Genomic DNA, 26,813 nt, shown 5'->3' on the forward strand with positions numbered 1-26,813 from the left:
CCGAATAAAAAGCAGTGCTATTTTTTGTGCTTTTTTCAAAACAGTTAGTGAAATGATGAAAAAGATAAGTCTGTTGATTGTGCTTGCAGCCTTATGGGGAATGCAGGTAATGGGACAATCTTCCTTGCGTTTAACAGAAGGATGGCAATTTGTAAAAGGAGATTTGGGAGGTGTTTGGGAGGCGGTTCGTCCTGTAAAACCGGGGAGCCCTCAAGCAGTTCCTGTATGGGAAGATATTGCACTTCCACATTCGTATAATGGAGAAGATGCTGTAAATCCGGAGGTTCATTACTATCAGGGAGCTGCTTGGTACCGTACTTACCTTTCTATTGATAACCCTTATCAGGATGGCCGAACGTTATTGCACTTTGAGGGAAGTGGACAACAAACGGAAGTATATGTGTATACTAAGAAAGTGGGGGAGCATATAGGAGGGTATGATGAGTGGGAGGTTGATATTACGGAGGCCGTACAGCAGTTCAAAGCCTCTGAAAATGCACAAGTCTACGGAGGGAAAATACCTGTGCTCGTACGCTGCTCCAATGCCCGAGATATTAATATGATTCCGTCAGATTTATCGGACTTTACGATTTATGGAGGGTTGTATCGCTATGTTAACCTACGTTACCTCCCTTCAACCTATGTAGATCAATTGACCTTAAGAACAGAAGTTGACAAAAAGGGTAAAAAAGGACAAATACACATTTCAGGTATACTTAAAAGGTACGGAAAGCAAGCATCATCGCTGAGCGTAAAGCTATTTACTCCTCAAGGAAAGTTGGTTTGGGAAGGAGAGGAAGAAATAGCTCAGGATGAAAAACAATTTGAGATGGCCAATATCCCATTATCAAAACCTACTTTATGGTCAACGGAATCTCCTGAACTATATACTTGTGAGGTGACCTTATCCGTCAATCAGGAACAACAACATCTGAAAGAATACGTAGGTTTTCGTCATGTAGAGTTTAAGAAAAAAGGACCCTTTTACCTGAATGGAGAACGCTTGTTGTTGAGAGGAACACACCGCCATGAGGACCATGCTGTGGTAGGACCCGCCATGACAGAAGAGATGATGCGACAAGAGATGCTAATGATGAAAGCAATGGGGGTGAACTTTATTCGTCTAGGGCATTATCAACAGTCCTCGATTATTCTGGACCTTTGCGACCGCCTGGGGATTCTGGTATGGGAAGAGATTCCTTGGTGCCGAGGAGGATTGGGGGGAGAGGAATACAAAGAGCAAGCCAGGCGTATGCTGAAAAATATGATTGCCCAACATAGAAACCACACCTCGGTGATTATTTGGGGACTGGGTAATGAGAATGATTGGCCGGGAGATTTCTCTACGTTCGATAAAGAGAAAATAAGAACCTTTATGAAGGAGTTGAATGACCTGTCCCACACCTTGGACCCCGACCGTAAAACAGCCATTCGACGTTGTGATTTTTGCAAAGATATCGTAGACGTTTATTCTCCTTCTATTTGGGCAGGGTGGTATAGAGGTCGATACACCAATTACCAGCAAGTATCTAAGGAGGAAATGGAGGAAGTAGATCACTTCTTGCACGTAGAATGGGGAGCAAGCAATCATGCGCGTCGCCATTCTGAAGTACCGGATGAAGGCATCGAAGGAGTGACGTCTATGGGAGCCGATGAACGGGAGGGAGATGCCTCCATGTATGGAGGAGAGGCAAGGGTTTCCAAAGACAGTGACTGGACCGAGACGTATGCGTGTAATCTTATAGATTGGCACTTGAAGGAACAAGAAAAAATGCCTTGGTTGACGGGAACTGCCTACTGGCCTTTCAAGGATTTTGCGACGCCTATTCGTCCAGAAAATCCAGTGCCTTATGTCAACCAAAAAGGGGTGATTGAAAGGGACTTTACCAAGAAGGAAGCTTATTATGTTTTCCAGTCGTATTGGACAGAGAAGCCTATGGTTCATATCTACGGACATACCTGGCCGGAAAGATGGGGAAAAGAGGGAGAGAAGAAATTGATCAAGGTGTATTCTAATTGTACCAAGGCGGAGTTATTTGTCAATGGTAAAAGTGTAGGCATGCGTAAGCGCAACAGCCAGGATTTTCCAGCAGCAGGACTACGTTGGAGAACAGTGTTGCAGGAAGGGGAAAACCATGTAAAAGTGATTGCCTATAAAGGAAAACAAAAAGTAGAGGATGAAATTATCTTCAACTATCAGACAACCTCATGGGGTAAACCAGCACGTTTGGAACTGTCGCATATTAAAACAGAAGGAACACAGGAGTGGATAGAAGTCAAAGCCTATGATGCGAATGGCGTACGTTGTCTGGACGCCAAGAATGTGGTAAACTTCTCTGCGGTGGGAGATGGTACATTATTGGTTGATAGGGGAACTTCCATTGGGACAAGTAAAATACAGTTGTACAATGGTAGAGCCATGGTGACTTTAAGAAATGAAGGAAAAATGACGGTTGCGGTAACCTCAGAAGGATTGCCTTCAGCTTTCTTAGAACTAGAGAAAAAGCGTGCTCCCTTTTACTTGGGGGCCTTGGATGATGCGGTAGAGCATTATCGACAAGTACTTTCTGAAGAAGCAAAACAAGGGGCAATTCCTAGGAGTATCAAAGAAGATGGAACATTGGAAGGGGTAAAATCCAAGGACTGGACCAGTGGCTTTTATCCGGGAGTATTATGGCAACTGTACGAGCATTCCCAAGAAGATGCCTATAAGGAAGCGGCAGAACGATGGACGGCTTTGGTGGAAGACCAGCAATGGAATGGACGAACCCATGATATGGGATTCAAGGTGTATTGTAGCTTTGGTCAGGGATATCGTCTAACACAAAATAAAGCCTATAAGGATATTATTTTGCAGAGTGCAGCAACACTGTCTACCCGTTTTAAACCAAAGGCAGGAATCTTGCGTTCGTGGGATCATAATAAGGATAAATGGCAATGTCCGGTGATTATTGACAATATGATGAACCTGGAATTGCTGATGGAAGCAGCAAAATGGACAGGGAATACGGAGTGGAGTACGATTGCCAATAGCCATGCCCAAACCACCATGAAGAATCATTTCAGGGAGGATTATAGTACGTGGCATGTGGTGGATTATGATACTTTAAGTGGCCAGACCATTAAGAAAAATACGCATCAAGGATATTCAGATGCTTCTGCTTGGGCCAGAGGACAAGCGTGGGGACTTTATGGGTATACGATGATGTACCGAGAGACGGGGCATATTCCTTATTTGGAGCAAGCGGAGAAAATAGCGGCCTATTTATTAACCCACCCTAATTTACCGGAAGACAAGGTGCCTTATTGGGATTTTGATGCGCCTGATTTATCTAAAGCTCCTCGGGATGTGTCGGCTGCAGCAGTGATGGCATCAGCTTTTCTGGATCTGGGTCAACTAAAAGGAGAAGACGAAGGGGTACGTTACAAAGCCATTGGGACGGAGCTATTGGAAACCCTTTCCGGGCCAGCTTATCGAACGAAAAATTCTCCTTACTTCTTGTTGGAGCATTCTACGGGGTCATTGCCCCATGATTCAGAAATCGACGTTCCTTTGATCTATGCAGATTATTATTATCTGGAAGGACTATTAAAACTGAAAAAGATTCATCAGGAACTGTAAATGGATTTTATAAGGTGTTTTTTTTACATTTAAAAATAAAAAATTTACTTTAATGAAGAATAGGTGCTTTCCCAGTAGGGGGAAGTACCTTATGATTACACTTTTTAATAATTCAAAGACCTAACGATTATCTAGGTTTAACTGATCCAATACTATGCCCTTTAGAGCAACTGTAACGCATCTATTTTTACTGCTACTATTTTTTTATTTTTCAAATGAGATTTATGCTCAGGAGAAAGAGCTGTCGTTTCGTCACTATGGAGTGGAAAAAGGACTGACGCAAAATACGGTGTTTTCGGTATTGCAGGATCAGAAGGGTTATATATGGATAGGAACCAGAAATGGATTGAACAGGTATGATACCCACAGGTTTCATCAGTATCGTACCGCAGTAGGAGATTCTACAGCACTGAGAAATAATGCTATTCATGCATTAGCATCGACGGATGCTGCATTGTGGGTGGGGACTCAACAAGGACTATATACTTATGATTATGGGAAAGATCAACTGAGTTATATTGCCTTTCCACAAGGGAAATCTTACAAGGTGAATGCATTATTATCCGATACACAGGGACAATTGTGGGTAGGGACTCCAGAGGGATTGTTCCTTTATCACTCCTTGACAGGTAAGTGGATTTCTGTAGCATCAGGTGAGCAGCAAGCATTTTTGTCTTCAGAAATTACCGCCTTGGGAATGTCTGCCCATCAGCAGGCATTATGGGTAGCAGGTCCAGAGGGGATAGGTGTATTGAATCTGGGAAATCAATCGTACGCCTTACAAAAGTTGTCTTTGAGAAAAGGAAAACAGGCGGTTGAGCTCTCCAAAGCAATCTCTTCCATTTACGTGATCAATGAGGATGCGATTTGGATTACTAGCAGAGGGGAAGGCGTACTCAAGATGACTGCAAAAGGAGAAATCATACAGCAGTTGAGTATGGAGCGACAGACTTTATTGCATGATGATGTGCGTGCTTTGGAGCAGGATGAACAAGGCAGGTTGTGGATAGGAACATTCAAGGGGATTACGGTCTATGACCCAACGACCGAAGAGACGTTTCATATACAGCATGACCCGGATGATGAGAACAGTTTATCCGGCAATTCTATCTATTCCCTTTACCGTGATCAAAAAGGGTCGATGTGGGTAGGTACCTACCATCAGGGGATCAATTTTATGGATGAAAGCAATCGTAATTTTCAACATTATACCTGTTCCCGTTTGAGAAATAGTGTGAGTCATTGGGTAGTGAGTGCTTTGGAGGAAGATCCACAAGGAAGCCTCTGGGTAGGTACAGAGGGGGGAGGATTAAACTATTTTGACCGCAAGACAAAGCAATTTACGCACTGGAAGAAAAGTGATACCCCTTATGGGTTGAGTGCCGATAATGTAAAGGGATTATTACTGGATCAGGAAGGGGATTTATGGATAGGAACTTATAAAGGAGGATTGAATATCAAGCAATCGACTACGGGAAAATTCTTAAATCATAAAAATAGTACACAACCGATTTTTTCCTTCCCCCACGTTTATGCTTTTGAGGAAGATAAACGACAGCAACAAGTATGGGTAGGCACATATGGACAGGGTGTTTTTCAGGTAGATAAGCATACGCTGGAAATCTTGAAACAATGGGTGCCTGATGCATCCAATACATTGCCATCGGATGAGATTCGTGCGCTTTTACAAGATGAAAAAGGTCGTTTATGGATTGGTTCAGAAAAGGGTTTGTCGGTCAAGGCCGGTGCTACATGGGTAAGTTTTGCAGGGGAGATTCAAACGGCAGTGTATTGTTTGTTTGAGGATCAGCAGCATAGAGTGTGGGTAGGAACTTATGGGGAAGGGCTATTTTGTTTCGATCAAAACTTTAAAAAGCTATATCATTTTCATGAAGAAAATGGGCTGCAGGGTGGACGTGTGATGGGCATTATGCCAGGAGAAAAGGGACTTTGGCTTACCACTAACAAAGGGTTGAGTATACTGGAGGAGACTTCAGGAACCTTCAAGGATTACGGGGTGGCAGAAGGACTATTGGGAGAAACCATGGGGTATAATTCCTATTTGAGAACCAAGGATGGAGAACTGTTCTTTGGTGGAGGATGGGGCTTGACTTCTTTTGATCCAAAGACGATGGCCCATAATGATTTCTCACCACCAGTAGTCTTTACGGATTTTAGGCTATTCAATAAATCGTTGCAGGTAGATGAAGAGGGACTTTTGAAGCAGCATATTTCGGAAACACATGAAGTCGTTTTGGATTACGATCAAAATGTTATTGCGGTAGAGTTTGCCGCCTTGAACTATGTACAGCCTGAGAAAAACCAGTATGCATTTAAGTTGGAAGGGTTTGAGGAAGATTGGGTGTATACCAATACGCCTATAGCCACCTACACCAACCTAGATCCGGGAGTATATCACTTGATGGTGAAGGCTTCCAATAACGATAACCTTTGGAATAAGCGTCCTTTGGAACTTCGCATAGAAGTACTTCCGCCACTTTGGAAACGTTGGTGGGCATTCCTGATATATGGCGCAATCATCTTATTGGCACTGTACTTACTGGCTAAGTTGGTTCGTACACGTACACATTTGATACATGATTTGCATATGGAGCATATGGAAATGGAAAAAAGGGATGAGTTGTATCAGGCCAAGATGCAGTTTTTCACCAATATATCACATGAAATACGTACTCCTCTAACCATGATTACGGCACCATTGGAACAAGCCTTGAGAATGGCCCAGAGGGATCAGCCTCTTTTGGAGAAATTGACACTGGTGAACAAGCATACGGAACGCTTACTGCAATTGATCAACCAATTGTTGGATTTCCGCAAACAGGAAACCGGACATATGAAACTGAGAAGGGGGGTAGGGAACTTTGTTCGTTTTGTGGAAGAAATTACCATTACGTTTAGGGAGCAGGCTTTGCTAAAGGAGGTCAACTTATCCTTTGAAACGGAGGCTACAGAAATGCCTTTGATTTATGATAGAGGTCAAATGGAGAAAGTGTTGTATAACTTACTTTCAAATGCGCTGAAATACACCTCGAAACATGGACAGATCAAGGTCGCTCTCCAAACCAAAGAGGCCTCTGATACTTTCCCACAGGGAGCGCTTGTGCTGAGGATACAAGACAATGGTATAGGAATTCCAGAAGACTATTTATCTGATATCTTTGATCGTTATTATCGAATTGGTGAAAGTATGCAGGTGAATGGAACAGGGATTGGGTTGGCCTTGGCCAAGGGTATTGTGGAGTTGCATGGAGGAATGATTGAGGCAGAAAGTACGATGAAAACGGAAGGACAAGAAGGATGTACGACCTTTACCATTCAGTTGCCTTTGGGAGAGGAACATATTTCAGAAGAGGAGTTACTGGATACTTTTGATGAGCCTTCTACCTCATGGAGTAGATTCTTGGTGGAGAAAGAAAATAGTATTGAAGAAGATATCCTTTCTGATAGAGTAGTTACTGCAGAAAAGCATCATACGATTCTTTTGGTGGAGGATAATCAAGAAATTCGTCGCTATATGTCGACACTCCTTCAAGAAACGTATCATGTGTTGCAAGCTCCTAATGGACAAGTTGGCTGGGAGTTGGCACAGCGACATCTGCCTGATTTGGTAATCAGTGACGTAATGATGCCTGTGATGGACGGTATTCACCTTTGCAAGATGATCAAAACTACGGTAGACACCAGCCATATTCCAGTGATTTTACTGACGGCTCGAACTGGGCTGGTCCATCAGTTGACCGGATTGGAAACAGGGGCTGATGACTATATTACCAAGCCTTTTGAGGTGAAGATATTATTGGCCAGAGTGAATAATATGATTGCCTCCAGAGCGATTCTCAGGGATAAGTTTTCAACCCAGCCTTATCAGGTAGCCGAAAACTTCGCCAAAAGCTCGGCGGATAAAGTATTTATGGAAAAAGTGATGAAAGTACTGGAAGAGTATATGGCTGACCCTGATTTCAATGTGGCGCGACTAGTCGAAGAAATGGGAATGAGTAAGCCTGTTCTTTACAGAAAGATCAAAGCATTGACGGACTTATCCATTATCGATTTTATGAAGTCCATACGGTTAAAGAAAGCGGCTTACCTATTGCAGCATACCGACAAGCAAATTGCAGAAATAGCCTATGAAGTAGGGTATTCTGATCCTAAGTATTTCACAAAATCATTTAAGCAAGCTTACGATACTCCTCCATCAGAGTACCGTAAGGCTGACCTCGTAGAGACGCCTTACTAAGGCGCCTGAATAGGTTGAACATCATATGCCTAGTGGTCTAAACACTAAGTGTTCTGATAGAAATAAAGGTACTACTTCCAAATGGATAAAGGAGGAAGGAAGAAGGATAAAGGATTACCGTCCATAGGTTCCTATTCCTTTATTCTTCTTCCTTAAACCCCTTAAAAGTAGCTCTTAACTATAAGTTTACTTGGCGTTAACTTGGTATTTATTATTTAGTAATTATAGTAATGCAATCGATTGTATTTTAAAAGATAAATAAGATGAAGAATAAGAAAGTATTTGTAGTCACGGGAGGAAGCGGTGTGCTAGGGATGGAAATATGTCGACACCTTTGTAAACAGGGACATGATGTGGCCCTGCTGTCAAAAGATGAAGAGAAATTAAAAGAAGCAGTAGTACAGCTAAAAGAAATAACCAATGGCAAGGTGATGGGCGTCACCGCAAATGTCTTGGACAAATATAGCCTACTGCAGGCCAAAGCGCTTATTGATGAAGAACTAGGAAGCTGTGAGGTATTGATCAATGCGGCAGGAGGAAACCATCCTGATGGTACCGCAGCGACTCCTTACTTACAGGAAGAAGACTTGGATAGTGAGGTCAAGACTTTTTATGATATGACGACCGAAGGCCTTCGCTTTGTCTCAGACCTTAATTTTCTGGGGACGTTGCTTCCCGTACAGGTTTTTACCAAGGACATGATAGGCGTGGAGGGATGCTCTGTATTGAATGTGTCTTCTATGAGTGCCTTTTCTCCACTCACGAAGATACCAGCATACAGTGCCGCCAAGGCAAGTATCAACAACTTCACGCAGTGGTTGGCTGTGTATCTTTCCAGGGTGAATATACGAGTGAATGCGATTGCTCCGGGCTTCTTCCTGACAGATCAAAATAGGACGTTACTTACCAATCAGGAAGGCGGGCTAACTGATCGTGGAGAACAGATTATAGCCCATACCCCTATGCAGCGTTTTGGTCGTCCGGAAGATCTGATCGGAGTAGTGGATTGGTTATGCGGTGATCAGGCAGCCTTTGTGACAGGAGTGGTGGTTCCCGTGGATGGAGGGTTTAGTGCTTATAGTGGCGTTTAATTGAAGCTTAATATTTACCCAAAAAAATATAAAAACAATGTTAGAAAAAACATGGAGATGGTATGGTCCCAAGGACTTTGTCACCTTGGATCAAGTAGCGCAGGCAGGGGCAACAGGTGTCGTTACTGCCCTGCATCACTTACCCAATGGAGTAGTATGGAGTAAAGAAGAAATCATGAACCGTAAGCAAGAGGTTGAAGCAGCCAATTTACATTGGTCTGTCGTGGAAAGTGTACCGGTACATGAGGAAATCAAGCTTCGAAAAGGAGATTACCAAAATAAAATTGAGGCGTTCAAGCAAACCCTAAAAAATTTGGGGGAATGTGGTATTGATACCGTGTGCTACAATTTTATGCCGGTACTGGATTGGACTCGTACAGACCTGAACTTTGAACTGCCGAACAAGGCAACCGCTTTACGCTTTGACCGTCAGGCATTAGTAGTTTTTGATGTATTTCTATTGCAACGTTCGGGTGCTGAAAAGGACTATACACCTGCCTTGATCCAAGAGGCTCAAGAGTATTATGAAAAGATGACCTCTCAAGAGAAGGATTTATTGGTTAATACTATTTTGGCAGGGTTGCCTGGTGCGGAAGAAAACTATAGCCTAGCTGATTTTAGACTAAAACTGCAGGAGTATGCCGAAGTAACAGAGGAAGTCCTTCGAGCTAATTTGATTGCTTTTTTGCAAGAGGTAGTACCTGTAGCCCAAGAAGCTGGAGTGAAGCTAGCGATTCACCCGGATGACCCTCCCTTTAGTTTGTTTGGGCTACCTCGTATCGTGAGTACAGAAAGCGATTTGGAGCACCTTCTCAGTGCAGTCGATTATGAGGCTAATGGATGGACCTTATGCACAGGTTCTTTAGGAGCCAGAAAAGAAAATGATGTCTTGCGGATGTTAGAACGCTTCAGCCATCGAATACACTTTGTGCACTTGAGAAATGTCGCAATAGAAGAGGATGGAAGCTTTTATGAGGCGAATCATTTGGAAGGGCAGGTAAATATGTATGAGGTTATTCAGGCTTTACTGAAAGAGCAGTCGCAGAGGAAAGGAGAGCGCAGTACCCGTATGCCGATGCGCCCCGACCACGGGCACCGCATGTTGGATGACTTACATAAAACCGTTAACCCAGGCTATTCGGCCATCGGACGATTAAAAGGGTTAGCAGAGCTTCGAGGGGTAGAATTTGCCATCTTGAATAGTATCAAAGAGGAGGTAGCGGATGCTCAGGTAGTCTAGTTGGTTTATCGGTTATGGTTTATCGTTTAAAAAAATGTTGAAAAACTACCCGTAGGTTATTGTATGTCGTTTAGGGTTAAAATAACTGAACTGGTCCAAGAGTTCAAATTCCGAAGGAGGTACGAGTAAGGAATTGCTCTTGGACCAAGCGGTTTACTACCTTGATCAAGGTTTATAGGTACTGCTTTTGAACTAGTGGACTAAACGTTAAATAACCTGGTAGTTTACTGCTATTTAGCTCTAAGAGCGTTTCGCCTTGCTCGTGCCTCGCTGGCTACACTGAACTCTTAGAGCAGATGTCTTTTTTGTATAAGGAAACTTAGCATTTAGTCCACTAGTGGAGAAAAGTTTATCGGTTATAGTTTATCGTTTAGGGTTAAGATAATTTTCTTAACCGATAACCGATAACCGATAACCGATAACCGATAACCGATAACCGATAACCATTGCATGGCGCCCGATAACCGATCATTAAAAATTAATCATTGAAAATTAAAAATTAAAACCCCCGTGATTAATAGAAAGCACATATACAGATCAGGAATCATCCTACTGCTCGGACTCTTCACTTGTAGTCCTGAGCATACGTTGGTTGATCTCTCGTCTATGGAAAAACAAACCTTTGGAGCAGTAGAAGCATATGCTTATCAGGATATTATTCCTACAGCGTCCGAAGCCCATAGCATACCGATTTTTACAAATGGAGAAGGAGATACGATTCCTTATCAGCAATCTACAGATCGTTTGCTGCTTGCTTCCAAGGGAATGAAAAAAGTATACTTGTCGTGGACTGAGAAGTTACCCATATTCCAATCGTCTACTAATATACATTTAGGGAAAATACAGGGAGATACTACGGTGAGCTTACAGACAGAGAAACGTCCGGAAGCATTGATCAAACCCGTACGTCCCATGTATTATCAGGCAGAAGGGCCCATGTGGGAAAACGATGTGATCGCTTTCAGGACCTATTGGGATCAACGGAACGGCTTCGATATTTTTGGAAAGCGCACCTCTTCCATGATTTTGGACCAGGTAGGGAAGGAAGAAAACTACCACGAGTTACAATCCTGGGGAATGGACATCCTAAAGGTAGGCAACTCCCTGGGAGCTGGGGCAATAGGTATCAAGATAGGCGAAGAGGTCTTCCGATTGGGAGATACCGCCGAAGAGCAATTCAGGGTATTGCATGAAGGTCCGCTTTATTCCTCCTTTGAGCTGCTTTATAAGGGATGGCAGGTGAAAGACCGTACGTATAATGTAAGCAGGGTAATCAGCATCTATAAAGGACTTTCAGGATACATCTCATCCATTACCGTTGATGGGCTACAAGGAGATGAAAGTTTGGTCACAGGTATGGTGAACCTGCATAACAAAGAATTCTTTCAAAAGACCATCAACGATCAAGAAGTTCTGTATACTTTCGATGCCCAGGCTGAGATGGATAAGTATTTGGGGATGGCAGTATCGGCACCTGCCACTCAGGTAGTAGCGGTCGGAAACATCGAAGCGCTGACATCCGAAATCTCAGATTCCTGGTATATGGAACTACGTTTTCCCAAGGAGCAGCAGCCAATCACCTATACCTTTTGGGCAGACTGGGAATTGCGAGAAGGAGGCGTAAAAGACAAGATTAGTTTTGAGGGGTTGCTTACCACACAGTTGGAAGAGATGCCTTAAGATTATTTATGGGGTTAATCAAGGTTCAATACATAACCGTCAGACTGCTAAATGACTTTGTTGAATCGTTGAATTTCAATACTTCGTATTGAGTTGAATTGAGCTTCGCTCGTTGATTTGAGTTGAACTGTTGATTGATTGTTATGTATCTTCATACAACAGTTTAACTCAAATCAACTCACCAAGGGTGAAATTCAACGAGCGAAGCTCAATTCAACGATTCAACAAAGCCAGCTTGTAGTCTGACGGTTATTTCTTTAACCTTGAGTAATCGTTTAAAAATAAAGTTGAGGATTGATAAATGGAATCAATGCCAACAAAACCGCCTGCTCATAATACTCCGTTCGTCCCAATATGCCTGCGGTCAAACTGCCTACAGCACCTCCTTTTTGCTTGGAGTTTAGTTCTCCGAATACCTTGTCATTGGCGTGCCCTAGTTCTACTCCCTGATAGATAAGCTCCGTGACTTTTGGAGGAAGATAAAAGTTGGCCGTTCGTGCCTGACTGCTACGGCCATGTCGATCCAGAATATACACCCAGGCAAAAGCACTCATCCCTTGGGGAGTCGCTTGAATACCTCCTTCTATACCCACAAAATAATCTCCTTCGGAGGCTGTTTCTTGTGCCCCTTTTGCTCGGTTGATAGCTCCGGTTAGTGTTTCTTCTTCACTCATCGGTTGGTCAGAGACCCCCGAAGGAATGGATAACCCTTCTGCTTCAAATACTTCTTCACTAAAAGCTTTTTGGAAAGTAGATAAACTTGCATTGACCTTGACCGGATTAAGGGAGGCGATAACAATTTTTTTCATGTGAACGTCTAAAAATAAAAGTTGATCAAACAAGCCCTAAGTTAAGCAGTAGTTTTGACTTTCTAATTCTCATACCTCCACTTCGTTGCTGTATTCAAAGAATCAAAGTGTATATGTAAGAAATAAGATAAGCGCTTAATGTTGCTTTTTCTAGAATAGAATAGGATTTTCATGGTAAATGATTTTACCTTTAAGTACTTGAATGCTGCAAGTGCTAAAACGAACAATTATTATCAAATACTATTCTCATGGCTAATAGACTATCCATAAGCATACTGCTAGGGCTTTTACTAGGGTCCTTTTCCCATCTGTATGCGCAACAACAAAATGAAAGAAGACTATCTATTCCAACCAATGAATCGAAGTCCTATTCGACCCTTCGAGGAGTGATTATTGGGATCTCAGACTATAAAGAAATTAATGACTTGCATTTTGCCGACAAGGATGCTCAAGCTATTTTCGAGTTACTGAAGCAAAGTGCGAAGACCGATACGGAAAATCTCAAGCTTTTTACAGACGAAGAAGCCACTAATAAGCAGCAGTTATTGATGGAGATTTATCATATGCTGAATCAATCTAAATCGGGAGATCGCTTTATCTTTTACTTTGCTGGACATGGAGATGTTCAAAACGTATTGGGCAAATCCAGAGGCTTTTTACTTTTGAATCAGGTGTCTACTGATACAGACTATTTTGTGGGGGATGCGCTGCACCTTAAGGATCTACAGGAGTTATTAGGGATGGCTACGGCCAATGGAGTAGAGGTAGTGATTATCACCGATGCTTGTCGTTCGGGTAAGCTAATCAGCTCAGAGGAAAATACACAAGCTACTTTACAGGTACTGCAACAGCGATGGGGCAATATGATTAAGATTGTTTCTTGTGAAGCGCATGAGCTTTCTCAGGAATCTGAAAAATGGGGTGGAGGACATGGTGTTTTCACTCATTACTTACTAAAAGGAATTAGTGAACAGGCGAATGATAGGAATAGTGATGAGAAGATTAGTCTAAGGGAGTTGAGAAGGTATCTGGAAGATGAAGTAGCGATGGCTACCCATGATGCACAGAATCCACGCATCGTAGCGGATAATTTAAATACTCCTCTTTTGGATGGGATTGCGCTCAAAAAAAGAACGGAGGATACCAAGGAAGCAACTTCATCCATTCCGTTTGAGGGAGTGGAAATAGTCAACAGTAGAGGGATTATCCCACCTCCTCAGAAACCACAATCAAGGTTGTCTACGATATATTTTAAGGCATTAGAAGATGCCGCCCACGAAAAGCGATTGATTTTTGATGCGCAAAAACACGCTGAGTCAGCTCAGGAGCATTACTTAACGCTTTCTGAAAAAGACTTTGGGGATATCTCCAATACTGATGAGTTTGTGGTTGCGGCTCATCCACAAGGAAATAAGGTATATACCACAGGAGAGGATAAGGTGATACGAATGTGGGAAGAAAGTGCTCAAGGATTGCATCTCCTGAAAAAGGCTGGCGTATCAAGTGCATTGATCACGGATATGATCGTGAGTGAGGAACAGCAACGCCTGTATGCTGTGGACTATTCAGGGAAGTTAATAGTCATGGATGCGAATACACTGGAACAAGAAGGAGCGGTCTCTTTGGGAATTGGTAAAGTGTATTCCATATCGTTATCTGCCGATGGGAATATGCTGTATATCGGCAGTGATGAAGGTGTTTTTACATTACCCTTACAGGAAGAAACCTTCAATAAAAATAAACTACTTTCTTTGGGCTTTACGGAAGGGAGCATCTCTTATGTAAAGGTGGTAGGACAAACGCTTTTAGCAGTAACTGAAGATCAGTACCTGCACTTCTTTGACCTTAGTACCAATATCCATAGCAATAGTATTCTACTTCCTGATAAAGTGAGTAGCCTGGAAGTTAGTGTAGATCAAAAGTACTTGTTTATTGGATATGAGAACTCTCTGCTAGAGTACTGCCACTTGAAACGCCAGCAAATTTTCAAAGGAGAAAATCTAGGGATAGGAAAAATCAATGCCATTAAGGTGGGTGCTTTTTCAAGGCTATTAATTGTTTCTGGAGAGGAACATAAAACGGTGGTGTTTGACTGGAAGAAACCAGCCCAAAAAGAATACCTGATTACTCCCCAAACGATTTCTGGAAGTGCCTTTATCCAGGATTATTCAAAATTGGTGTTGGTGACGTATGCCTGGAAAGATAATCCCTCCAAAATTATAGCACATCCCATGGATTATACATTCATGCTGCCGAAATATGCGAATCAGATTTATGAGAAATACCTTTCCACTAATGAACCGCAGGCATTCAAGGAGGAGATGAAATCTCAATATTTTCAGTTATTGAATAATTATGCACAATCTGTATTAACTCCTTTGACTTCCGGAACGGAAAGCTATCCGGCACTGGAGGAAATCAAGCAAGCACAGCAATGTCTTAATACGGCAAAAGTTCTTTACAGAGGAGTTCCTTTTATTACCCAAAAAGTGGAACGAGATATTATGCTGTTAACGATTTATGAAACGCTGGTCAGTAATGATCTGAGTAAGGTGATTCGTTCTGTAAGTACCGCCAAAACATTGATCAAGATTCATCCGGATGCGGGGTATCCTCATAACCTATTGAACTTGCTTTACAATAAGATCAATGAGCTGGAAAAGGCGAAGAAAAGTGCAAAAACAGCCATGGAGAAGGTACCTAATTGGACGGAACCCATTGTTAACCTGGGGAAGACCTATTTGTTGGAAGGAGACTATGTGCATGCCATTGAACAGTTTAATGCGGCGATTGCCTTGAAGCCTGAGGTAGCCAAAAGTCATTTAAACTTGGCCATGGTGTATCTCAAACTGGGAGATACGGAACGGGCAGAGGAAAACTTCTTATTGGCGATAGAAAAGGATTCCCTCAATCCCATGATCTATGCTCATTATGCTGGTTTGGCATTAGGGTTGAAACGTTATAAGGACACGGAGCATTTACTGGACAAATGTCGCTTACTAAATGCAAATGAATTGGTATTGAATAGGTTGGAAGCTCAATTGTTAATCGATAAGTTCTGTCATTTGAGAAGGGATCCTACCTATTTGCGTAGTGCATATGATCTGTTACAGGAGAATATTAAGAATAACCCCAAAGATTATCAAGACTATAAGTTGGTGTATGATATGGTACAGCAAATAGCGGATATTCCGGAAGCCAGGGATTTCCTGATTTCCCAAACGGATATGAATGATTTGCAGGGGGCTGTTCTAAGTCTCTTGAACTATAATGCTTACGCTGCCCATGAAGCGAACCCTTATGACCCTACTTTATTGGTGTCTAAAACGTATGCTCGTCATTTGTTCTCTGTATACTCTGGATTGGACCGTCCGGCACCTGAAATGATGGTGGAGGAGTTAAAGAATAAACATTTTAATGGAAAGAGTACGGACTATTTTGTAGGGTGGTATTACCATCAGATCAATGAGGTAGAGCAAGCAGAAAGCTATTATCAAAAAGCATTGACGATCAATCCTGAACTACTTCCAGCTTATCTCGGGTTATGGGATTTGTATCAGTCGAATAAGCCTCAGCAATTGGAAATATTATACCAACAATATAAGGAAGGGTTTATGTATGCTCCTGTCGTAGCGTATCGCTATGCCCTTTACACAGAGGATCTCGAATACATGAAAAAGTTGCGACAAGAGTTTCCGGGGTATTATCCTGTGCAAGTATACTTGGAGAATAATTACTTCATAAAAACAAAGCAGGGACACAGTTACAATGAGCAATGGCAGATGGAAAGAAAAGACTTCTTTACACCGGAGTACATTAAAGTACAAAGAGAAGGGAAATATGGTTTACTCACCTTAAAAGGAGAGTTGATTTTGGACACGAAGTACAGTAGTATGGACCTTATTCAGGGAGAAGTAGTGACCACTACCGAGGAGGATTCTACCCCTTATGTACAACCAATTGGTAGGAAAAAGGTGACACTATACAGCAAGGATCAGTCGCTTCCTATTAAAACAAGTTTTATGGCAGTTAGTGTTGTAAATGATTCGATGGTATGGGCCAGTGGAAACAATGGAATGATTGCCCGTACTACAGATGGGGGAGAGAATTGGTATGCCAATCGTATGGAGGAAATCCACGCATTTCAGTTTAGTGATATTATTGCCTTCTCAGAAGACCAGGCCTTGGTAGTTTCGGCTACTAACCCTGCCAGGATATATAAAACAGAAGATGGCGGACTGAGTTGGAAAATATGCTACGAAAACACCTCTGGAGAAGTGTTTTTAAACGGGATAATATTTTGGAATGAAAGGGAAGGATTTGTATACGGAGATCCTGTCGATGGACAGTTCTTATTACTGAAAACCACCGATGGAGGCGCCACCTGGAACCAAATACAAACAGCTCCCAAAGCCTTAGCAGGAGATATTGGGTTTGCTGGGACAGGGAATAACATAACGGTTCAGGGAGAAACTATTTGGATGGTTGCAGGTGGAACGCAAGGAAGTATTTTCCACTCCGAAGACCAAGGGGCTACCTGGTCAAGATATGCATTGCCAAAAGTAGCCGACAACTTTCATAAAGTGGCGTTGTATAGTATTGAGTATGCTGATGATCAAAATGCGATCGTTACAGGGATTGCTAAGGGACAACAACCGGGTACTCGTCAGCAATATAGTTTTAAGACCGGTGATGGAGGAGAATCTTGGAAAGAAATGAAGGCTGGAGAGGTTACGGATCTATATTATCAGATCACAACAATCAAAGATAAAAGAATGATGATCGCTGCTGGGATGAAAGGAATAGACTATTCTACCGATCAAGGAAAAACCTGGACCAAGTTGAATCAGAAATACTATTATACATTTGAGATAGCCCCTTCTGGAAAATATGGATGGGTTTTGGGTAAGAATGGAAGAATTCAGAAGTTGATTTTTTCCGAGAAAGAGGAAGCTTTGTTAGGGAACTGATGAGGGGTTTACGTAGAGGACTATTATTTTCGTTAACTATTAGCAAAAACTATTAAAGATTTATATTTGATGAGACTCCTTTTTTTTATTTCTCTTTCCTTCCTCAGTGTACACTTTTCTTTTTCCCAAAGTTCGGTCAATATGCAGCGTGAGTTTGAACAGCGTTTTTTGGAGGATGTAGGTGATGCTCGTGTCGTATTTCTTGGTGAAATAATGCATTCCGAGGGGAATATCTTCGAGCATAAACAAAAATTGATAGAACTTCTTTATCAAGAAAAAGGATTTAATAAGATTGCTTTTGAAAGTAGCTTTTATGCTTTTAACCGCAAGGCAGAACATGATTCCTTGTACCGTAATTACCTGAACCGGGCGATTTTTCCGATATGGACACAGGCAAAAGAATTTCAGCCTACTTTATCCTGGCTAGAAACTCATCGTGATGTTAATGTTACTGGTTTTGATGCGCAAATGACATCGGGAACACCTTCTGATTACTTGACAGAACGATGGAAAGGATATATCCCTCAACAGCAAGAAATCTCCTGGGAACAGGTGGGAGAGATCATTAGTCAGCTTGATGATTTGTCTGTAGGATATTACAGTAAAACGATTGATTATTTTAGTAAGGAAAAAAGAAAAACGTTTGAGCAACTTTATGAGGCTACTATGACGCTTTCTGATCAGGGAGAAGAGGCTTATGTCAAGCAAGAGATTCTGAGTGCCAAAGCGATGTTTGATTGGTATCGAACAGAGAAAATTTACCTAAAGAATGCGGAGACCTGGATAGCTAAAGATGGTAATGGACGAGATCTTCAAATGGCGAAAAATCTTCTTTTTTATCTGGAGCAAAATCCTGACGCCAAAGTGATTTGCTGGGGGGCCTCGGGGCATTTTGCCAAAGGGTTTCAAGCAGTAAAACAGGAAGAACTGAACGCTTTTATTCCTATGGGAGAAACGGTCGTTAAGGCATTGGGTGCTGAGGCGGTACGCAGCTATGCCTATACGACCGGAAAAGGGGAGTATAAGCGTTGGTTTGAAATGTATTCGGAAGAGGTTCCTACCCCTCCCTCCAATAGCTTGGAAGGACGGTTGTTGTCAGAAGGTACTTCTACCACTTTTATACCTTTAAAAGATAGTGTGTTTGTATCTACCAATATGGAATTTACTCCTGTAGAAGGAAATTGGTCAGAGGTGTTTGACGGCATGGTTTATATGGACTCTATTATCGGAGCTACTTCTAAGTCGGGTGTGGATGAAACATCGGATAGCATTCCAAAAACAACCGTTTCCTACCATTTAAAAGAAGAAGCTTCTATGCAGTATAAAAGGAAGTTTACGCAGGTTAAAAGCAGGGAGGGAGTGACTTACAAGGGACAGGTGCAAAATACCACGACTAAGGAACCGATCCCTTTTGCTTTAATTAAGCTACAGGGCACAGATCAGGGGACCGTTTGTGATGCGGAAGGAAAGTTTACAATTACAGCCAAGACGACAGATTCTATCGAGGTATCTTCCGCCTCTTATGAAACAGGAGTATTTGGGTTGAAAAAGACGGATTCCTTAGTCTTAAAACTTCAGGAAAAAGTGCTGGAGATGGAAGCCTTGACGATCAGGAGTAAGCCAATGACGCCAAAACAGTTGTTGAAGCGTTATCATAAAAGTCGTAAGAAAAATCATTATGCAGAGCCACACAATGTCGATTACCATTACCGATTTAGGCTTTTTGAGGAAGATAGTTTGATGGGAGACCATGAGTATGTGTTGACCCGTTATGTAGATCGAAAATTAATTGAACGGAATGAGCCCGAAATTCTAAAAGAACAGCGTATTCATAAAGCATTAGTGGTGGAAGATAGTACAAAGTTGTTTAACTACTTAGTATATGGCCATTGGTCAAGGAGTAAAGGGTTGTATAATCCCGCTTTTGGTTGGCATAGTGTCTTGTCTAAGATATTTGTAAAGTCCTATGATTATGAGGTGGAAACAGGAGTAGGGAAGGATAGCCCATATTATATTCTACATTTCCATAGCAATAGGAACTTGGATGAGGCAGGAATTCAACGAGATTCATCAGAGTACTTTGGAAAGGCGTATTTGTGTAAGGAAACCCTTGCGCTTAAAAGGTATACTACCGTGCTTTATAAAGTGTTGCTTGATGGGAGGAAATTATTTACAGCCCTTGATTATTATTATCAAAAAAATGAACATGGAAAGCATATTATGACACATTATACGGTGTCCATGCAATACGGGAAGTATCAGTTAGAGGGAAAGTATCAGCTGTTATCTCAAAATATAGAGGAGGTGCAGCGCATTGATAAGGATAATTGCTCTCCGAATAGTTATCTGCTGTTAAGAAAACTGGATAGCGTACCGTATCGGGAAGCGTTTTGGGAAGCGTTTGATGGGGATTATCATTCTAGGGTAGGTAATTAAATAGAGTAGTATGCTTAAGCAGACTTTAAGAAGGGTTACTTTATTTGAAGTGAGTTGACTCTTCCGTACTTTCAACAAAAATCTTTATTTCTATCAGAAAACTTTGTGTTTAGACCACTAGTGGACTAAACGTTAAATAAACTGATAGTTTACTGCTATTTAGCTCTAAGAGCGTTTCGCCTTGCTCGTGCCTCGCAGGCTACACTGAACTCTTAGAGCAGATGTCTTTTTTTTTATAAGGAAACTTAGCAATTGGTCCACTAGGAATAAGAAGAAACAACTAAACACTATGAACGAGCGAAGCTCAATTAAACATCATGAACAAAAAGATGGCTTGGAAGAAAGGTTTCCCTTTTCTCCCAAGCCATTTTAGTTTATTGCTTGATCATTTTCAGTGTTTGACTGAGGTCTGTAGAGAGAATTCTACCAAGGTATAATCCTTTCTGTAAATGATTCATTGGCAATTGGACGGTGTTTTGTCCTTCTTGAGCCGTACCACTCCAGGTCTGTACGCGTTGGCCTTTGAGGTCAAAGACTTCTATCGTAACGACTTGTGATGTCTGCACCTGGAAGCTTACATGTACCATTTCGTTGAATGGAGTAGGGTAAGCGGTGACTTCAGCTACTGGAGCTTTGAAGGTCAGGCGGGAAGAAGAGCTGCTCCATCCGTTGTCATACCATCCTTCGCTGTCACGGTAAAGGTCACCGGTTTGCTTGCCGCTACCATCGTGGAAGAGTAGGTTGGCTGCGGTAGCTCCTTCGATAGTGTACTGATACCATCCGTTCCCTTCTGAGGCCATGTCGATACCAGGCCAAGTGCTGGCAGCAATTCCAGCCGGAGCAACATTCCAGTAGTGGATCTTGGCTCCTGCCCAGTCTGCTGGTTTCTTGAAGTGGATAGTCAGTCCAGTGACGATAGGTTCGCTATCATACCATTGCCCGTTTTTGTACCAGCCATCCTTGTCTCTCATCAGGTCGGCAGTTTTTGTTCCGGCATTGTTGTGGAACAATAGGTTAACTGCAGTCACATTATTCGGGAAGGTATAAGAGTACCATCCGTTTGCTTCTAGTTGCATACTTACACCTGGCCAGGTGGTACTGCTAATACTGCCTGCAGGTACTGCGTTCCAGAAGTGGATGAATGGATTGCTGTAATCCTTGAAGTATACCGTAAATCCTCCTTGGACAGCTTCTACCGTAAATACTTGGGTACTAATGGCTGAAGTATTTCCTGCATCGTCCTGTGCAAAAGCTTTGACCGTATAGGTTCCCTCTGTATCGAAGGTAAGCGATACGTTACCTTCCCCACTGTTGGAAGCAGTTGTTGGTGTACTGCCATCCGTAGTATAGTAGATCGTAGGACTACTGTCGACATTATCTGTCGCTGATAGGTCTACCGTTACTGTTCCGGCATAGGTGCCTTCATCTGGTGTGCCTGAAAGTACAGGAGCGGTTTCATCAGGACCGATACTTACCCATTGGCCATTCTCATAGCCTTCATCTCCACAAGTATTCAGGTCTGCAGTTTGTCCGCTACCATTATTGGTGAAGATTACCTTGGCACATGTCCCTCCAGTAATGGTATACTTTTTCCATCCTGCACCTACTTCAAAGGCATCTTCCATCACTACTCCCGGCCAAGCTACAGGATTGGCTTCTGTGACGGTAGCGCCATCGGTTACATCCCAGTAATAGAGATGAGAGTACCCTTTGGCATATACGGTAAAGGATTTGATTGCATCAAAGGTAAAGTCGGCCGTAACTTCTTCAGAGGTACCTACTTCGTTGATCGCAATTGCCCTAACGGTTACTGTGCTTCCTGCACTTCCAGATACTTGGAAACTTCCAGTATAGGCAGTGCTACTGCTCGTTGGTATCGTACCATCTGTGGTATAGTAGATGACGCCGTTTTGTGTGGCTGAGATACTGACCGTTCCGCTGCCTGTGTCAAAGTTGGCGCCCTCAGGAGAAATGCTTACTTCAGGAACTTGTGGTCCAGGGCAATCACCAGGACAGTTATCATACCATTGTCCATCACGATACCATCCTGTACCTGTACGTGTCAGGTCATCCGTTTGTGTTCCTCCATTATCATTAAAGATAATACCAGAAGATAGGGCATTGATAGATGCATGATACCATCCGTTACCGATATCCGTCATGGCTACGCCAGGCCATACTGAGTTGGCTACACTACCTTCAGGTAGGGCATCGAAGTGGTGCATATAAGCGGTATTCCAACCGGCAGGTTTATAGTAATAGATATCCATGGCCGGGATCGCTCCAATGGTATAAGCCATTTCAGCATAAGCTTGCTTGCCGCTGCTATTGATGGCTACCACTCTAACGGTAGCACTTTCCGTTAAGGTAAAGCTACCGGCATAGGTATCCCAACCTGTAAGATCTTCCGTGCTTAGTTGTGTATCGGTCGTATAGTATACCGATGGATTTGTATCCGTCTTGTCCGTTACAGAGATGGTTACCTCAATAGGGTCCGGACTGTAAGACGTATTTGGACTGATAGTGATTCTTGGTCTTCCATCTCCGTTGTACTGAGGGTTATACAATAGGACAATGCCCTCGCTATCTGCGGTAAAGCTAACGGAACCATTGTCTACAATATCCATTGCTCCTGTATAGTGGTCGATGATCGTATCCCCATCAGAGAAGTAGTTCCCTACATTGAAGGTTACGTTTCCACTAGCACCAATAGCTACAATGACACGGTCGGCATAGTCTTCCGTTTCGTAATCCCTTACAAACGTATAAGGACTTGTTCCAATCTGTTGGTGTGATCCTGCACCTACGGCAGGGTGATCACGACGGAAAGTTCCTAGCTTTTTCCATACCTCGTGTTGTGCCGTATTGAAGTTCCCCCAGTTCATGTCTGAACGCGTGTTTTGCTCAGCATCAGACCAGCTACCTTCCGGTCTTCCTGACTCATCTCCGTAGAAGATCTGAATACCACCCGGAAGAAGAAGGAAACCAGGACCAGCAGCCTGCAGTGACCCTCTGTTAAACAAAGGAGGAACGTCATGAGACGATAGGTAACTTAAGGAGTTCCATGTTGGGTCCTCATTAATGCTCGCATATTCAGAGAATAGAGACTCTAAAGAAGAAGCGTCTCTGCTGCTTACCCTTGCATCGTTTTTCAGGTTGAAGTTGATCACAGAGTTGAATCCTCCATCCGTATGGTATTCAGACTTGTTTTTACCGTGTCCCCATACTTCGGCTGTCATCCAGAAATCAAGGTCATCCAGTTTCTTATTTGGATTTTCGGTTTTCCAGTCTTGCAGCGCTTGTACCGCATATTGTTTCAGGCGATTCCAACGCTCCAACTCTACGTGCTTGGCAGTATCTACACGGAAGCCATCAATACCGTATTTTCTAACCCAGTCGGTCAACCAGAAAATCATATAGTTGGAAACTACTCTTGGCAATCCTGTTGTTTGGAAGAAGTTGTCCAGTTCTGCCGTTTTCTCAGCTAAAGTTCCCTCTTGTGTCCACTTATTGACTAGAATAGGAGGGATGCCTACCGTAGAAACATCTTCAGTTTTCAGGTCAGGCAAGAAGCCTACACAGTTATCAATACCACCTCCTGAAGTACAATCATCATAACCGGTAATATCAGGATGTCTCATCCAGTCCGTTCCCCAGTAGTTGCTCAACCACGTACCTCCACTGTTATAATCCACAAACAAATCATGGTAAGAGTGCCAGCTTTCAGCTCCAGAAGGACTCCATCCTTTCCAGCCTGCATCCAGACTACCATAGTTGTACTCTTCCATATCGTGCATAGTGACATAGCCTGTATGGTTCATCACCACATCCACGATGATACGAATACCTCTGCTGTGGGCTTCATCAATGAATTCCTGGAAATCGGCCTCGGTACCCATGTTCTTGTCCAGTTCACTCCAGTCCAGGGCATAGTAACCGTGGTAACCATAGTGACGGAAAGAGCCATCGGAGCTACCGCCTACCCATCCGTGCATTTGCTCTACCGGAGAGGTAATCCAGATTGCATTGACACCAATGCTCTCGAAGTAGCCTTCTCTTAGTTTAGCGGTCATCCCTTTCAGGTCACCACCGTGGAACTCTCCTGCGGAAGAGTCGTCCGTATAGTCATTGCCATTACCGTCTTTTCCTCTTCCATAAGCATTGTTGTTGGAAGGGTCTCCATCGTAGAAACGGTCGGTCATGGTAAAGTATACAGTGGCATTATCCCACGTGAAGTAATCATTATTGCCTACTGGAATAATCACCTCTTCATTCTTGGTAAAGGTATAAGAAGCAACTACCGAGCTATCATCTGTATCACAAACAGTAATCGCTTTTACGGTAGTGGTCTCCGAAAGCGTAATACTTCCTGTGTACGGTGTACTACTAGCCGTTGGTGTACTGCCATCTGTGGTATAGTAGATAGAGCAGCCGGAAGTATTGCTTAATGTAAAGGAAATACTAGTGTCAAAATTTCCTCCCTCTACCGAGAATACAGGTGTATCCGCTATAGGCTGTACCTCATTTAATGTATACTGCTCGCTGATGATGTCGGAGCTGTTGCTGCTGTTAAATGCTCGTGCTTTTAGTAACGTAGTAGCCGTTAAAGTGATCGGTCCACTGTATACTAGATCGCTTGTCGTAGGGTCGCTACCATCCGTGGTATAATAGGTTGTAGCACCTGCTGAGGCCGTAAGGGTTACCGCAATGGAAGTATCAAAAGCAGTTCCTGCTGGTGATACCGCCAAGGTGACAGTTTCCTCTGCAGGACAGTCGCCTGGACAAGAAGTTGTCACTGTTCCTTCATCATACCATGCGGTTCCTGTGATAATAATATCGTCACTTTGGTTACCAGCATTGTCATGGAAAACAAAATTGGCGGATGAGGCCCCGCTCATTTCAAGGGAATACCAGGTAGCAGTACCTTCTACAGGTGTGAGTGCTGTTCCTGGCCATTCAGTATCTGCCAGCGCATTGGTAGGGGATACGTCCCAGTAATGGGCATAAACTGCACTCCATGTGGCAGGTTTCTTAACGTATACCGTCATTACCGGAGGTTCCTCTCCTATATAGTACGTTTGCTCATTGCTTCCTGTCGCGCCTTGGGAGTCAATAGCAATAGCTTTGACTGTGGTAGTCGCTGTAAGGTTAATAGGGCTGCTGTAAACACTGGAAGCAGCAGTTGGTGTACTTCCATCCAGTGTGTAATAGATAGGAAGGTTGCTGTCGGCATCATCGGTCACACTCAAGGTAACATCCAAAGGAGTAGCGGACTGCAGGATTGCAGGGCTAATGCTTACCACAGGAGGTTTATTGACTCCTACACCTTTATCCCAGATCGCATAGTTTGGACCACTAGCTTGCAGTACCCATCCACTGCCTGGAGACCAGTTGCCTCCACCAATTTTCATGGCTACTTTATTGTCAATAATAGCGGCATAACCTCCACCATCGGCTTGTTGGATGGCTACAGTACTGCTATGTGTTAATCCATTCGCCTTTCTCAGTTGTACCATTTCGGCAATCTCATCGTACACCCCATAGTCAAAAAGGTGAGAGTAGAATACCACAGGAGTACCCGGGTGCGTAAGGATATACGCATACCCTTGAAGGATTTGTGTATTGCTCGTAGGGTCATTTGGATATTGGTTACCCGGATGATCTTCTGCACGAGCAGGCTCTGTATCATGGTTTTCCAAGAAGGTGATGGCTTTCTGAGGCCAGATGCCCATCACGCCCGGCAACTGCCCACTGCCGTTACGGGCAAGTACACCATAGTTCCCATTTACAGCATCATGTAATTTATATTTTAGGGCAAAGTCAAAAGCAGTAGAACTACCTTGTGTGCCATCGATCCAGTCAACAATCTCTTGGGCATCACTTCTCCACATTTCTCCAATAGAGATAAATGGACTCGTGGCATCGTTATATTCCTTAAAATACCCCGTAGCAAACCCATGTACATAGTCATAACGCCATCCAGCATAGCCTACATCAGAAATCAACCAGTTCATCCAGTTCTTGATCTCCGTTCTTACGCGGCTATCAGCGTGGTTAATGTCTCTGGCTGCACTATAAGGTGTTCCTGTATCCGGACTACCGCAGGCACTACCTTGCTCTGGGCTATTTGGGTCAGTATTGACCTCATCGTCAGAGGTAATGGCCCAACATCCCATGGTAGGCTCTGTGAAATCGGACCAACCGGTAGTTCCTACTCGGTGGTTGATCACAATATCTCCGATCACCTTGATGTTCTTGGTGTTGAAAGAGGAGATCATACTTCTAAGTTCTGCCTCTGTACCGTAGTTGGAGTTCAGGTCATACCATTTTCGGGGAAGATAACCTGCACGGTCGCCCGCATCGGAAGAAGGAGGGAGCCATATACCGTCAAATCCGGCATTGTCGATGGCGTCTACTTTAGTGGATAGGTTGTTCCACCAGTTCTTGGTCGTAGTGTTGGCGGAGTTCCAATGGAAGCCTTGTAAGAGGACTTCCGAGCCATCAGCGCTTTGCGCATACAGCGAATGGGACAGGCCTATTAAAAATAGGCCGATAATCCATTGTAATGTGTGTCTCAAATAGTTCATTGTTGATGATTATGTTTCCGATAGGAATAATTGTAATAATACCTATTCCTTGCCCTGATGACAGGAAAAGGAAGTAGATAAAATCCCCCCTTTGTAAAGCGTATGGGATGGTAAGTGTGA

At 43.1% G+C, this 26,813-nt stretch carries 9 protein-coding genes; 7 read left to right on the forward strand and 2 right to left on the reverse strand.

From position 1 onward, the window contains the following. The first annotated feature begins 52 nt into the window (after positions 1-52). The 5 genes from ABD985_RS03460 to ABD985_RS03480 all read left to right on the forward strand — a co-directional run bounded on the left by ABD985_RS03460 (position 53) and on the right by ABD985_RS03480 (position 11,891). Positions 53-3,622, forward strand: a complete 3,570-nt coding sequence (locus ABD985_RS03460) for a glycoside hydrolase family 2 TIM barrel-domain containing protein (RefSeq protein WP_345369223.1) — start codon at positions 53-55, stop codon at positions 3,620-3,622. 154 nt (positions 3,623-3,776) lie between these two features. Continuing rightward, complete coding sequence (locus ABD985_RS03465; protein WP_345369225.1) at positions 3,777-7,880, forward strand: two-component regulator propeller domain-containing protein; 4,104 nt, start codon at positions 3,777-3,779, stop codon at positions 7,878-7,880. Positions 7,881-8,143: 263 nt separating this feature from the next. Beyond that, complete coding sequence (locus tag ABD985_RS03470) at positions 8,144-8,971, forward strand: SDR family oxidoreductase (RefSeq protein ID WP_345369227.1); 828 nt, start codon at positions 8,144-8,146, stop codon at positions 8,969-8,971. 37 nt (positions 8,972-9,008) lie between these two features. Beyond that, positions 9,009-10,211 (forward strand): mannonate dehydratase, encoded by a 1,203-nt coding sequence (uxuA, locus tag ABD985_RS03475; RefSeq protein ID WP_345369229.1) that lies wholly within the window; start codon positions 9,009-9,011, stop codon positions 10,209-10,211. A 606-nt stretch (positions 10,212-10,817) separates the two neighbouring features. Then, entirely contained in the window at positions 10,818-11,891 is a 1,074-nt protein-coding gene (locus ABD985_RS03480) for a DUF4861 family protein (RefSeq protein WP_345369232.1), read from the forward strand. A 275-nt stretch (positions 11,892-12,166) separates the two neighbouring features. Here ABD985_RS03480 and yjjX read toward each other — a convergent pair whose 3' ends face one another. Next, the gene (gene yjjX, locus ABD985_RS03485; protein WP_345369233.1) at positions 12,167-12,700 is read right to left on the reverse strand and encodes an inosine/xanthosine triphosphatase; all 534 of its coding nucleotides are present in this window, start codon (positions 12,698-12,700) and stop codon (positions 12,167-12,169) included. Positions 12,701-12,948: 248 nt separating this feature from the next. Here yjjX and ABD985_RS03490 point away from each other — a divergent pair, with 248 nt between their 5' ends. Continuing rightward, positions 12,949-17,670 (forward strand): caspase family protein, encoded by a 4,722-nt coding sequence (locus ABD985_RS03490; protein ID WP_345369234.1) that lies wholly within the window; start codon positions 12,949-12,951, stop codon positions 17,668-17,670. Positions 17,671-17,739: 69 nt separating this feature from the next. Next, complete coding sequence (locus ABD985_RS03495) at positions 17,740-20,106, forward strand: erythromycin esterase family protein (protein WP_345369236.1); 2,367 nt, start codon at positions 17,740-17,742, stop codon at positions 20,104-20,106. Between the two features lie 374 nt (positions 20,107-20,480). On the opposite strand, the gene ABD985_RS03500 is transcribed toward ABD985_RS03495, so the two are convergent. Further along, positions 20,481-26,684: a starch-binding protein gene (locus ABD985_RS03500; RefSeq protein ID WP_345369237.1), complete on the reverse strand. Its 6,204-nt coding sequence runs from the start codon at positions 26,682-26,684 to the stop codon at positions 20,481-20,483. Between the last annotated feature and the right edge of the window lie 129 nt (positions 26,685-26,813).

The sequence above is a fragment of the Algivirga pacifica genome (genome assembly GCF_039543525.1).
GTDB lineage: Bacteria > Bacteroidota > Bacteroidia > Cytophagales > Flammeovirgaceae > Algivirga > Algivirga pacifica.